Below are 12,819 nucleotides of genomic sequence, written 5' to 3'. Positions count from 1 at the left end.
AATGCGCCTGGCCGCTGGAAGCCACGCCCGTCTCGGAGCAACCTGGGACGGACGGGGGACCAATTTTGCCCTGTTCTCCGCCAATGCCGAGAAGGTCGAGCTCTGCCTGTTCGACAGCCAGGGCCGGCGCGAGATCGAGCGCATCGAACTGCCGGAGCGGACGGAGGATGTCTGGCACGGCTATCTCAACGATGTCTCGCCGGGGCAGCTCTATGGCTACCGTGTCTACGGTCCTTACGAGCCGGAGCAGGGCCACCGCTTCAATGCCAACAAGCTGCTGCTCGACCCCTATGCCAAGCGGCTCGCCGGCCGGCTGGTCTGGAGCGACGCCCATTTCGCCTACCGCGCCGGCTCGCCGCGCGAGGATCTCTCGTTCGACCGGCGCGACAACGCCCGCGGCATGCCCAAGGCTGTCGTCATCGACGAGACCTTCAACTGGGGCCGGCGCGAAATGCGGCCGCAGATCCCGTGGGAGGACACGATCATCTACGAGGCCCATGTCAAGGGCCTGACCAACAAGCGCGACGACGTCCCACCCAATCTGCGCGGCACCTATGGCGGGCTGTCGTCGCCGGCGATGATCAAGCATCTGAAGCGGCTCGGCGTCACGACGATCGAGCTGCTTCCCATCCACGCCTTCATCGACGACCGCATGCTGGTCGAGAAGAAGCTGGTCAACTACTGGGGCTACAACACGATCTCGTTCTTCGCGCCGGAGCTTCGCTACGCGCAGGACAATCCGCTCGATGCCTTCCGGACGACGGTGGCAAGGCTGCACGATGCCGGCATAGAGGTCATGCTCGACGTCGTCTACAACCATACCGCCGAGGGCAACCATCTCGGACCCACCCTGTGCTATCGCGGCATCGACAACGCGTCCTACTACTGGCTGAAGCCCGACAATCCGCGCTTCTACGACGATTTCACCGGCTGCGGCTCGTCCGTTAACCTGACGCATCCGCGTGTGCTCCAGATGGTGATGGACTCGCTGCGCTACTGGGTCGAGGTCTGCCACGTCGACGGCTTCCGCTTCGACCTTGCCACCACCCTGGCGCGCGAGAAGCACGGCTTCGACCGGCGCAGCGGCTTTCTCACCGCGATCCGCCAGGACCCGGTGCTGGCGAGCGTCAAGCTGGTCGCTGAGCCCTGGGACGTCGGTCTCGGCGGCTATCAGGTCGGCGCATTCCCCTCGCAATGGTCCGAATGGAACGACCGCTATCGTAGCGCCATGCGTCGCTACTGGAGTGGCGAAGGCAGCCTGATCGGCGAGGTGTCGAGCCGCATGACCGGCTCGTCCGACATCTTCAACCATGACGGCCGCACCCAGCGCGCCAGCGTTAATCACGTCACCGTCCATGACGGGTTCACGCTGGCCGATCTCTTCAGCTACAACAGCAAGCACAATGAAGCGAACGGCGAGGACAATCGCGACGGCTCCAACGACAACCACAGCAACAATTTCGGTCATGAGGGGCCGACCGACGACGTGACGATCACGGCGCTGCGGCGGCAGTCGCGCAAGAACCAGCTCGCCTGTCTGTTCCTCGCACAGGGCCTGCCGCTGCTGCTCGCAGGCGACGAGGTCGGCAACTCGCAGCATGGCAACAACAACGCCTATTGCCAGGACAACGAGGTCGGCTGGGTGGACTGGAGCGGTATGGGCCGCGAGGGCGATGATCTCATCGACTTCATCGCGCACATGACCGAGCTGCGCCGCCGCTTCGGCCAGATTCGCGCACGCCGCTGGCTCGATGGCCGCCGCCCGGACGGCAGCTTCGGCGTGCTGTGGCTGACGCCTTCGGCGGAGGAGATGACGCAAACCGACTGGACCTTTCCCGACGGACGATTTCTCGCCTATGTGCTCGCTCCGGTGGAACAGGAACAGGCTCCGATCTTTATCGTTCTGAACGCGGCCCCCGAAGAGATCGGATTCAAATTGCCCAAGCTTGCCGAGTACAAGACGTGGCAACAGGTCCTGAACACCACCGAAGCCCAGCAGACGCCGATCGATTTCGCGTCCGGTGCGGACCTCAAGGCCCCGTCCCGCTCCGTGCTGGCGTATGCGGGCCAGTCATGAACGGCCGTCAATTCGGACCTCGGCTCACGCAGGACGGCACGACGTTCCGGCTGTGGGCGCCCGCCGCCAGGCGCGTCGATCTGATCCTCGACGTCAAGCATGAGATGCAACGCGGGGATGGCGGTTGGTATTCGCTCGACGTCGCCGGCGCCGGCGCCGGCACGCGGTATAAGTTCCGTATTGACGATGAGCTCGACGTTCCAGATCCCGGCTCGGATTTCCAGCCGGAGGATGTCTCCGGCCCGAGCGAAATCATCGACCACCGTGCCTACACCTGGCGCTCCGAAAACTGGCGCGGTCGTCCATGGCAGGATGCCGTGTTCCTCGAAAGCCATGTCGGCACCTTCACGACGGAAGGCACCTACCGCGCAATGATCGACAAGCTCGATCATCTCGTTGAAACCGGCATCACCGCGCTCGAACTGATGCCGCTGGCGGACTTCGCCGGCTCCCGCAACTGGGGCTATGACGGCGTGCTGCTCTACGCGCCGGACAGCGTCTATGGGCGTCCCGATGATCTGCGCGCGCTGATCGACGAGGCGCATCTGCGTGGCATCATGGTGTTTCTCGACGTCGTCTACAATCACTTCGGCCCGGAGGGAAACTACATCGGCCGCTATGCGCCGACCTTCTTCACCGACGCGCATACGCCGTGGGGCAGCGCAATCGACTACCGGCTCTCCGAAGTGCGCGCCTTCGCGATTCAGAACGCGTTGCATTGGCTGACGGACTATCGCTTCGACGGCCTGCGCTTCGACGCCGTGAATCACATCCTGTCCAACGAGGGTGAGATTCCGATGCTGCACGATCTCAGTGCCGCCGTGGGCAAGCTGGTCGAAGCAACCGGGCGGCACATCCATCTCGTGCTCGAAAACGGCGACAACCGCGCCAGCATGTTGGATTCCGCAGAGGAGCCGCCGCGCGGCAAATTTCGCGCGCAGTGGAACGACGACTATCATCACGCCTGGCACGTGATCCTGACCGGCGAGAGCGGCGGCTATTACGGCGACTACCAGCAGGCGCCGCGCCGCGATCTCGCTCGCGCGCTCGCCTCCGGCTTCGTCTACCAAGGCGAACCCGCGGCATTCTGGGGCGGCGATCCGCGGGGCGAGCCGAGCGGTCATCTGGCCCCCGGCGCGTTCGTCAACTTCCTGCAGAACCACGACCAGATCGGCAACCGCGTGTTCGGCGACCGCCTGGAGGCGCTGGCGTCGCCGGAAGGGATCGCGGCGGCACTCGCGGTGACGCTGCTCGCGCCCACCGTCCCGATGCTGTACATGGGCGAGGAATGGGGCTCGAAGCAGCCGTTCCCGTTCTTCTGCGACTTCCAGGGCGACCTCGCGCATGCCGTGCGCAACGGACGCCGCAGGGAGTACGAGTGGGCGTACGCCAAATATGGCGACGAGGTTCCCGATCCGCTCGACATCGAAACCTTCCAGTCCGCAATCATCGACTGGGACTCCCGCAATGAGTCGCCGGGGCGCGAGCGTCTCGCGCTGGTGCGCGCGCTCCTTGCGGTGCGTCACAAGGAGGTTGCGCCGCGGCTTCCGGGAGCGAAATTCGGCGAGGCGGACGTGACCGATGACGGTCGCCTGAGCGCGCATTGGCTGATGGGCGATGGCAGCCGGCTAAATCTGCTTGCCAACGTCTCCGACAAGGAACTCGCGGCTTCGCCGACCGGCGTCCCGGGCACCCCGATCTGGGGCGGCACGCCTGGAGACCGCCTGCCGCCGTGGTCGGTGTTCTGGAGCATCGGGGGATAGCATGCCTCCGGCCATTCCTCTCGCGACCTATCGCCTGCAGCTCGCGGGTGATTTCGACTTCGAATCGGCCGCACGCGTCGTGCCATATCTGAAGGCGCTCGGGATCAGCCACGTCTACGCTTCGCCCTTCATGACGGCGCGGAAAGGCTCGACACATGGCTACGACATCACCGATCATTCCAAGCTCAATCCCGAGCTCGGCGGCGAGGACGGCTTTGCGAAACTGTGCGCGGCGCTGAAGCAGCACGATCTCGGCCTCATCCTCGACTTCGTGCCGAACCATGTCGGCGTGCATTTCGACGACAATCCATGGTGGCTCGACGTGCTCGAATGGGGCCAGGCTTCGCCGCACGCCGCCTCGTTCGACATCGACTGGGACCAGTTGCCGTACCGCGCGCGCGGCGGCGTGCTGCTGCCGATCATCGGCACCTCCTACGGCCACGCGCTCGAACATGGCGACATCGAGCTGCGCTACGACCCGGACGAAGGCTCGTTCTCCTGCTGGTACTTCGAACATCGGCTGCCGATCGCGCCCGAGCGCTATGGCGAGGTATTGCGCATCATCGTCAAGGAGGCCGGTGAGGAGAGCAGCGAGGCCGGCAAGGCGATCCTCGACCTGGCGTCGCGCTATCGCGGCTTGCGCCATCCGAACCGCAAGGAAGCGCCGGCGTTCAAGGCGGCCCTCAAGGCCATTCCCGGCGCGGCCGACGTCATTGCCCAGGGGATCGCGGCCTATAAGGCCGGCCCCGACCGTGGTGCGCAGACGCTCGCTCTGCATCATCTGCTGGAGCGACAGCACTACAAGCTCGGCCATTGGCGGCTTGCGTCCAGCGACATCAACTACCGCCGCTTCTTCGACGTCAACACGCTGGCGGGCCTGCGCGTCGAGGATGCCGGCACGTTCGAGGCTATCCACCGGCTGGTCAAGAAGCTGATCGCGGATGGTCAGTTGCAGGGTCTGCGGCTCGACCATATCGATGGCCTGCGCGATCCCGCACAATATTTTCAGCGCCTGCGCCGGCTGATCCGCGACGCTCGGGGGCCCGCAGCCGGGCCGTTCTACGTCGTCATCGAGAAGATTCTCTGCGAGCACGAGAAGCTGCCGGGTTTTGCCGGCGTGCACGGCACCACCGGCTACGAGTGGATGAACGTCATCACCCAGGTGCTGATCGACGGCAAAGGTCTGGAGCCCTTGGACGAGATCTGGCGCCAGATCAGCAACAAGCCGCCGAAGCTCGCGCCTGTGATCAAGGAGGCCAAGCGGCGCGTGCTGGAGACGCTGCTGACCAGCGAGTTCACCGTGCTGACCCGCCTGCTGGCGCGCATCGCCAACGGCCACTACTCGACGCGCGACTATTCGGAAGACATCCTGCGCCAGGCGCTCGAGCTGTATGTTCTTCACTTCCCGGTCTATCGCACCTATCTCACCACAGCCGGCCCGACCGAGACCGACCGCAAGCTGATCGACCACGCCATCGCAGGCGCCCGGGCCGAATGGTTCGCCTCCGACGGCTCGATCTTCGAGTTCCTGCGCGATGCGCTGACCATGGATCTCATCAAGCGCGACCGCAGCACCAACCACAGCGTCCCGCGTGTGCGCCGCTTCGCCCTCAAGGTGCAGCAGCTCACCGGGCCGATGATGGCGAAGTCGCTGGAGGACACCGCCTTCTACCGCTTCCACCGACTGCTCGCGCTCAACGAGGTCGGTGGCGATCCAGCGGCGCATGCTCTGGCGATCGCCGACTTCCACAAGCTGATGCGGGACCGCGGCAGGCATTGGCCGCACGGCATGACCGCCACTGCTACCCACGACACCAAGCGCGGCGAGGATGCGCGCACGCGGCTCGCCGCCATCACCGAGCTGCCCAACGATTGGACGTCCGCAATGGCGCGCTGGAAGACCTTGAACGCGCCGCACGTCATCACGGATGGCAAGATGCGCGCGCCCTCGGCGGCGTTCGAATACATGCTGTATCAGACACTCGTCGGCATCTGGCCGGCAAGCGGCACCGATGGCACCCTGCCCGAGCGGCTGCAGGCCTATGCGCTGAAGGCCGCGCGCGAGGGCAAGGAGGAGACCAGCTGGCTCAATCCGAACGAGGCCTATGAGAACGGCCTGCGCGCCTTCATCGACCGCATCCTGGATCGCGAGCGCTCGCCCGAGTTCCTGCAGTCGCTGGAGACGCTTTCCAGGCGACTCGCTTTGCTCGGCGCGCTGAACTCGCTGACCCAGCTCACGCTGAAGGCGACGATGCCCGGCGTGCCGGATTTCTATCAGGGCACCGAGTTCTGGGACCTTTCGATGGTCGATCCGGACAACCGCCGCCCGGTCGATTTCGCCGCGCGTGAGCACGCGCTGCGTGCGTGCGAGACTCCCGACTGGGCCCACCTCGCGGACCATTGGCCGGACGGCCGCATCAAGCTCGCCTGGACGCGGGAGCTGCTGAAGCTTCGCAACCAGATGCCCGCCGTGTTCACCGACGGCTCCTACGAGCCGCTCGAGGTGAGCGGACGTCATGCCGATCACGTCATTGCCTTCGCACGGCGGCGTGGGCGGGACGCCGTCGTCGTCGTCACTGTGCGCAACTTTGCACCCTTCACCGACGGTGGCCGGGTGTGGCCCCACGCAGATGGTTTCGACGCCGAGGTTCATGCCCGCGGCTACATACCGGCAGACATGCAGGACGGCATCCTGGCGGTGTCCTCCATCTTCACGCATTTGCCTGCAGCGGCGATCCCGGCGCGGACCGACGCGGCAGCCCACCCGCCTGGTCGACGTCGGACAGCAGCGGCGCCGACCTGATCAGCTCTTCTTCGTCAACAGCAGCTGGCCGCGGCTGCGGATCGCGGATTGCGCCACCTCGGCAAAGCGCTGCAGCAGCCAGGGCAGCACGACCTCGACACGCACGTGATCGTCGGCGACGTCGACATGGCCCGAGGCCGCCTGACCGAGCGCGCGAACGCGAAAGATCATCTTGTCGCCCTCCCAGCGCTCTTCGTCGACCTTCAGGACCGGAACGCTGGTCGCGGCGCGGCTGAGACCGGCCTGGAGCCGGCGCACGGCCTCGTCCTTGCCGAGGCGATGCGGAATGGAAACGACAAGCGGTCTTGACATCGCGATCTCCTGACTAACAACCCTCTCTACGTAGTCATCGGTGACTACGACCGCAAAGACACACGCTGCATTTTACTTGTTCCCACGCGGAACTTTCGAAGTTCCAACCAGTTTCCTCGGCGAAGGCAGAGCACGTTGTCGCCCCGCTGCCGGGCACTGGAGGGAAGCACATGTCCATCGGAACTATCATCCTCATCATTCTCATCATCGCCCTGCTCGGCGGCTTTTCCGGCATCGGCGGCGGTCCGTTCTACGGCACCGGCTACTACGGCGGCGGCGGCCTCGGCCTGATCATCGTCATCGTGCTGATTCTCGTCCTGCTCGGACGCATCTGATCCGATCGATCTCATAGCCATCCAACTGATCAGCTCGGGCTGACGTGGCCGCGCCACGTCGGCCTGGCCTTGATTGCGCCCCCGCATCGTATCCCTTACACTTCGTTCGCGAGCTTCCTCATCGCCGGCTTGATCGCTCCGGCCGCGTCGTCATAGCCCTCCCACGCCTTGGTCTTGGGCAAGAGCGCCGGCGCGGTTCGGACCGTGTACCGCTCGGGTTCGAGCCCGTTCTTCACCTGCGCCCAGGTCAGCGGCATCGACACGGTGGCGCCTTCGCGAGCGCGCGGCGACAGCACGGCGACCGCCGTCGACATCCGGTCGTTGCGCAGATAGTCGAGGAAGATCTTCCCCTTGCGCAGCTTCTTCGACATGTTGAGCAGGTACTGCTCCGGGCGGTCGTTCGCCATCCATTGGCACACGCCCTGTGCAAACGCCTTCGCTTCGGGCCAGCTCACCTTGTCGCGCGCTCCGTGCAGCAACGGCGTCACCACATGCAGACCCTTGCCGCCCGTGGTCTTGCAGAAGCTATCGAGTCCGAGGCTCTTCAAGCGCTGGCGCATCTCCTTGGCGGCCGCGATCACCTCCTCGAACGCGACGTTCGGCGCCGGATCGAGATCGAACACCAGCCGACCCGGCACGTCATAGGCGTCCGGCGCGCAATTCCATGGATGCAGCTCGACGGCGGCGACCTGGGCCACCGCGATCAATCCCTCGACGCGGTCGATCTGCAGATACGGTTTGCGGTCGCCCGAGACCTTGACCAGCTCCAGCAGGTCCGACATGCCCTGCATGCCGTGCCGCTGGAAGAATTTTTCGCCACCGATGCCATCAGGCGCACGCACGATCGAGCACGGCCGCCCCCTCAGATGCCCGATCATCCAGTTGCCGACGGCTTCCAGATAGGTCGCAAGATCAAGCTTGGTGACGGGCTCGCCGTCGCCGGCGTCCGGCCACAGCGCCTTGTCGGGCTTGGAGATTGCAACGCCCATCACGGTCGCCGAGCCCTTCGTGCGTGACGGCGTCTTGTGCAGCGTGGTGCCGACGGTCGCGATGCTCGCGGCGGCCCGCGCCACCGGCCTGGCAACCTTCGTCGTCACCACCGGCGCCTCGGCAACGACCTCGCGGGCCGGCTTGTCCTCGCGCAGTCCCTTGAACGAGGCCTGCCTGACATTGCCTTCGCCGGTGAAGCCGGCAAACTCGATCTCGGCGACCAGCTCGGGCTTGAGCCAATGCACGTCACGCGACTTGCGCGGCGCGTTCTTGCCGCTGAACGGGCTCTTGTCGGATGCCGCCGCCTTCAGCGCCGGCATGATCTCCTTCACCGTGTCCTGGCCGAAGCCGGTGCCGACGATCCCGACATAAGCGAGATGATCGTCCTTGTTGACGCCGACCATCAACGATCGGAATTTGCCGTTGGTCGTCTTCCAGCCGCCGATGACGACCTCGTGGCCGGGCCTGGTCTTGGCTTTGGTCCAGCTCTCCGTCCGTCCCGAATGATAGGCCGAGTCCAACTTCTTCGAGACGATGCCTTCGAGGTTCAGCTTGCGCGCCGACTCCAGCACGGCTTCGCCGTCGCTCTCGAAATGCTCGACGTAGCGGATCCGCGGTGTCTTGCCCTTGATATGCGCCTTCAGCAGCTTCGCCAGCCGTGCCTTGCGCTCGCGCAAAGGCTGGCGGCGCAGGTCGAACTCCTCGGCGAACATCAGGTCGAAGGCGAAGAAGATCAGCTCGTCGGTTTCACCCGCCGAGATCGCCGCCTGCAGGGCGGAGAAGTTCGGATTGCCGTCCTTGTCGAGCGCGACGATCTCGCCGTCGATGATCGCGTCCGGCAGCTTCGCAGCCTCCTCCGCAATCGCGCCGAACTTGGCGGTCCAGTCCAGGCCCTTGCGGGTCTTCAGGGTTGCCTCGCCGCCCTCGACCCTGATCTGCACGCGGTAGCCGTCGAACTTGATCTCATGCCCCCAGCCCTCGCCGCTCGGCGGTTGCGCGACCGACGTGCAAAGCTCGGGCGGCACGAAATCGGGCAGCGACGATACCGTCTTCGGCGCAACGCGGGCCTTGGTGCCGTTTGCCTTCGCGGCCCTCGCTTTCGGCGATGAGGCCTTCGTAGTCGGCTTGGTTTCGCTGTCACTGCGGTTGGAGTGCCACACCGCATCCGCGTTCATGCGCTGCGTCTTGGCGAGCATGAACGGCTTCGGCGCCTTGCCCTTGCCGGCCGCGATCTGCTCCATCGTGCGGCCCGAGGCGACCGACTTGTCGGCATCCAGGATATCGTTGGCCTCGCCTTCCCGGGCAAACTCGTCGCGATGCTTGATCAGCAGCCAATTGGTCCGCTTGCCGCCGGTGCGATCATGGCGCATCCGCACCAGCACCCAGCTGCCATGCAGCTTTTCGCCCTCGAGAGTGAATTTGAGATCGCCCTTCTTGAACCCGCGCTCCGGGTCCTCGCTGTCCCAATAGCCGCGGTCCCACAGCATGACGGTGCCGCCGCCATACTCGCCTTCCGGGATCGTACCTTCGAAATCGCCGTAGTCGAGCGGATGATCCTCGACCTCGACCGCCAGCCGCTTGTCGTGCGGATCGAGCGACGGCCCCTTGGTGACGGCCCACGACTTGAAGACGCCGTCGAATTCGAGCCGCAGGTCGTAGTGCAGGCGCGTTGCATCATGCTTCTGGATGACGAAGCGCGGCCGCGCCGTACGCGCGACCTTGGCGTCGCCGGACGGCTCCGCCGTCTTGTCGAAATCGCGCTTCTTGCGATAGGTGGAAAGCTTCCCGAGCGCCACGGTGATCCCTCGCGTTGAGTGGTAGCGTAGCAAAGCCGGCGAACTCGTGGAACCGGCCGCATCGGCAGGATAACTTCGGGCAAAGTTCCGCGTTCCCGCGGCTCATGGAGGGCCCAGGCTGTGCTGGCGTCCGCCCTCTGCCAGTCGAGAGGGCGCAGGGAAGGCCGGGAGCTCGCCGCCCCCATGGCCCGCCTGCAGAAAGAAATGCAGGCGGCAGGTACCACAGGTGCAGCCGAGACATCCCGGCCCTCCCTGCGCGACGGCTTTAACGGCTGCTTCGCGTTCTCCCCGGTGCGCCGGGCTTGTTGGCCACCGTGTCGCGACAATGCGCCTGCGCGCATTGCGCTGGATACCAGCATCGGGGTATCAGGACCGTGCGACTTGACCGTGCATGCCGGATTGTTCGTCGGCGCGACTGAATCACGCTGCAACCCGGCACACCCATCGCATTCCGCTGCCGACGTCCGTGACGACCGCGATACGTCCCCTCCGACGCAACGGAACGGGTCGGACCATAATGCTGATTTTACGAAGTCGTCAAGCGAATTATTTTTTCCCGAAGCGACCTTCGCCGGGCCCATGGAACCCACACCGATGCTTGCCCGTTGCAGCCTCGTCCGGATTGTCCAAGGAGACCACGATGGCCCCCCGCGCCTACTGGAAAGGCTCGCTCAAACTCTCGCTCGTCAGCTGCCCCGTCGTGCTCTATCCGGCGTCGACGTCGGTCGAGAAGACGCGCTTCCATCTGATCAACCGCGAGACCGGCAACCGGCTCAAGCAGCAGATGGTGGACGCCGAGACCGGCGACATCGTCGAGGGCGACCAGAAGGGCCGCGGCTATGAACTCGCCAAGGGACAGTATGTCGAGATCGAGCCGGAGGAGCTCGAGGCGGTCCAGATCGAGAGCAACCATACGATCGACATCGACAGCTTCGTGCCGCGCGACGAGATCGACCAGCGCTATCTCAACCACCCCTACTACATCGCCCCCGACGGCAAGGCGGCGCTCGACGCCTTCGCGGTTATCCGCGACGCCATGAAGGACCAGGAGCGCGTGGCGCTGGCGCGGATCGTGCTGACCAACCGTGAGCACGTCATCGCCATCGAGCCGATGGGCAAGGGCATGCTCGGCACCACGCTGCGCTTTCCCTATGAGCTGCGCGACGAAGCCGAGTTCTTCGACGACATCAAGGCGCCGAAGATCAGCAAGGACATGGTCGAGCTGGCCGGCCACATCTTGCAGACCAAGGCAGCCCATTTCGACCCCTCGGAGTTCAAGGATCAGTACGAGACCGCGCTGAAGGCGCTGGTGAAGCGCAAGGCCTCGGGCAAGCCGATCAAGCTGCCAGAGCCGGCGGAGCGGCCCGACAACGTCGTCAGCCTGATGGATGCGCTGAAGCAGAGCCTGAACGGCAAGAGCCGAAAAAAGACAGCGCGTGCGGCGTCGCGGCGGACGCGCACGCATCGACGCCCGGCGAAGAAGGCGCATCGGTCGGCGGCGCGGCAGAGGAAGGCAGGGTGAAAGCCAGCAGCTGCCTGCGTGGCGCAAGCGGCCTCCACACCCACCGCCGTCGTCCCGGCGAACGCCGGGACCCATACTCCGCGGCGGGTGTTGTAAGACTTGTCCCACATCCCGCGCAATAACATCTCCCTGGGGTTATGGGTCCCGGCGTTCGCCGGGACGACAGCGGAGAATTTTACGACGGCTGCGGGTCATGGCGTGCGCGATGATCGTAGCCCGAATGATCGCCTCGTCAGCTCTTCTTCGACTTCTTCTTCGTCGTTTTCTTGGTAGTCTTCTTCGTGCTCTTCTTGCTCGCCTTCTTGGCCGTCTTCTTCGCTGAGGCCCTCGCGCTCTTTTTCGCGGGCACCTTCTTGCCTTCGCGGCGCGCCTCCGACAGGCCGATCGCGATGGCCTGCTTGCGGCTCTTGACCTTGCGACCGGAACCGCCGCTGCGCAGCGTGCCGGCCTTGCGCTTCTTCATGGCCCGGCCGACCTTGGCCGATGCCTTGCGCGAGTATTGTCGTGCCATGAACATCCTCCCGATTGCGACACGTAAACCGCGTCGGCGAGACGAAAGTTCCAAAGCGCAAGCTGATGCCGCGTACCTCCACCCATGCTTTCACGATCGCGGGAATCGAAGCCCGTCGATACATCGAGATTCCAATGCAGCTTCGCGCTCATCGTTTCGATGACGGATAGACCGAGAAGCCAATCAGACGTTCTGATCCGCCGCATGAGGCGCAACTGGACAAGGCGACGGTCCGAATGATGCGTCCCTGGCCTCTTCCTCAGTCAGCAATTTCAGGAGCACCGTCCGCTTGGACTCATCGTTGAATTCAGCGAGACGTTTCCTGAACAGGATGAGGTTCTGCAGATGAATGTATTCTTCCATGACCGACCTCACTGATGGGAGCCAAGAACGACGTCGATGGACGAACGGCAAACGAAATCCAGGTGTGCAATATCTTTGATCTCATCGGGTCTTCCGAACCCGTCAAGGTCTGGATCTTGTGCTGCGATCTCGAACAGTCCCTGCAGGCTGAAAGATCGAACGCGCAGAACCCCTCACCGGGACATAGGCCGGCCTTCATGCCAAAGCGGCACCGCAACGCGTCGGGCTGACCTTGATTGAGATGAATTTCGGGCATGATGCTCTTCCCAGTATCGCCGATGACAATCTCTGCGCCGCAGTCGGCAGCCTCGCCCCCCCAAATTCAGATCGTGTTCTGACAAGCCGAG

Annotated in this window: 9 protein-coding genes; 5 read left to right on the top strand and 4 right to left on the bottom strand. The window is 64.6% G+C overall.

The features are described 5' to 3' along the window. The first annotated feature begins 1 nt into the window (after position 1). From glgX to treY, 3 genes are read left to right on the top strand one after another with little or no spacing between them, the layout of a single operon-like run. Positions 2-2,077, top strand: a complete 2,076-nt coding sequence (gene glgX / locus ACQR13_RS12655; protein ID WP_315750201.1) for a glycogen debranching protein GlgX — start codon at positions 2-4, stop codon at positions 2,075-2,077. Next, a complete protein-coding gene (treZ, locus tag ACQR13_RS12650) occupies positions 2,074-3,840 on the top strand; it encodes a malto-oligosyltrehalose trehalohydrolase (protein ID WP_434862875.1) in 1,767 nt (588 codons plus the stop codon). Before glgX ends, treZ begins: the two co-directional genes overlap by 4 nt. Before the next feature lies 1 nt (position 3,841). Next, positions 3,842-6,643, top strand: coding sequence for a malto-oligosyltrehalose synthase (treY, locus tag ACQR13_RS12645; protein ID WP_434862874.1), 2,802 nt, complete (start codon positions 3,842-3,844; stop codon positions 6,641-6,643). Here the strand turns inward: treY and ACQR13_RS12640 are convergent, their stop codons facing one another. Next, positions 6,644-6,955 (bottom strand): polyhydroxyalkanoic acid system family protein, encoded by a 312-nt coding sequence (locus tag ACQR13_RS12640; protein ID WP_316172481.1) that lies wholly within the window; start codon positions 6,953-6,955, stop codon positions 6,644-6,646. Positions 6,956-7,125: 170 nt separating this feature from the next. Here ACQR13_RS12640 and ACQR13_RS12635 point away from each other — a divergent pair, with 170 nt between their 5' ends. Then, the gene (locus ACQR13_RS12635) at positions 7,126-7,290 is read left to right on the top strand and encodes a DUF3309 family protein (RefSeq protein WP_006614022.1); all 165 of its coding nucleotides are present in this window, start codon (positions 7,126-7,128) and stop codon (positions 7,288-7,290) included. Positions 7,291-7,385: 95 nt separating this feature from the next. Here ACQR13_RS12635 and ligD read toward each other — a convergent pair whose 3' ends face one another. After that, complete coding sequence (gene ligD / locus ACQR13_RS12630; protein WP_434862873.1) at positions 7,386-10,076, bottom strand: DNA ligase D; 2,691 nt, start codon at positions 10,074-10,076, stop codon at positions 7,386-7,388. 640 nt (positions 10,077-10,716) lie between these two features. On the opposite strand from ligD, the gene ACQR13_RS12625 reads away from it, so the two are divergent. Beyond that, a complete protein-coding gene (locus ACQR13_RS12625; RefSeq protein ID WP_315717994.1) occupies positions 10,717-11,598 on the top strand; it encodes a Ku protein in 882 nt (293 codons plus the stop codon). Positions 11,599-11,830: 232 nt separating this feature from the next. Here ACQR13_RS12625 and ACQR13_RS12620 read toward each other — a convergent pair whose 3' ends face one another. Beyond that, the gene (locus ACQR13_RS12620; RefSeq protein WP_315750196.1) at positions 11,831-12,109 is read right to left on the bottom strand and encodes a DUF6496 domain-containing protein; all 279 of its coding nucleotides are present in this window, start codon (positions 12,107-12,109) and stop codon (positions 11,831-11,833) included. A gap of 183 nt (positions 12,110-12,292) precedes the next feature. After that, entirely contained in the window at positions 12,293-12,472 is a 180-nt protein-coding gene (locus ACQR13_RS12615) for a hypothetical protein (protein WP_315717991.1), read from the bottom strand. Between the last annotated feature and the right edge of the window lie 347 nt (positions 12,473-12,819).

The sequence above is a fragment of the Bradyrhizobium sp. HKCCYLRH3059 genome (assembly GCF_051168035.1).
GTDB lineage: Bacteria > Pseudomonadota > Alphaproteobacteria > Rhizobiales > Xanthobacteraceae > Bradyrhizobium.
This window is presented reverse-complemented; position numbering and strand designations above follow the sequence as displayed.

What these genes read in the sequence shown, in the direction of transcription:
- ACQR13_RS12615 (WP_315717991.1), bottom strand. Translation starts at nt 12,472, where the DNA reads ATGGAAGAATACATTCATCTGCAGAACCTCATCCTGTTCAGGAAACGT.
- ACQR13_RS12625 (WP_315717994.1), top strand. Translation starts at nt 10,717, where the DNA reads ATGGCCCCCCGCGCCTACTGGAAAGGCTCGCTCAAACTCTCGCTCGTC.
- treY (WP_434862874.1), top strand. Translation starts at nt 3,842, where the DNA reads ATGCCTCCGGCCATTCCTCTCGCGACCTATCGCCTGCAGCTCGCGGGT.
- treZ (WP_434862875.1), top strand. Translation starts at nt 2,074, where the DNA reads ATGAACGGCCGTCAATTCGGACCTCGGCTCACGCAGGACGGCACGACG.
- glgX (WP_315750201.1), top strand. Translation starts at nt 2, where the DNA reads ATGCGCCTGGCCGCTGGAAGCCACGCCCGTCTCGGAGCAACCTGGGAC.
- ACQR13_RS12620 (WP_315750196.1), bottom strand. Translation starts at nt 12,109, where the DNA reads ATGGCACGACAATACTCGCGCAAGGCATCGGCCAAGGTCGGCCGGGCC.
- ACQR13_RS12640 (WP_316172481.1), bottom strand. Translation starts at nt 6,955, where the DNA reads ATGTCAAGACCGCTTGTCGTTTCCATTCCGCATCGCCTCGGCAAGGAC.
- ACQR13_RS12635 (WP_006614022.1), top strand. Translation starts at nt 7,126, where the DNA reads ATGTCCATCGGAACTATCATCCTCATCATTCTCATCATCGCCCTGCTC.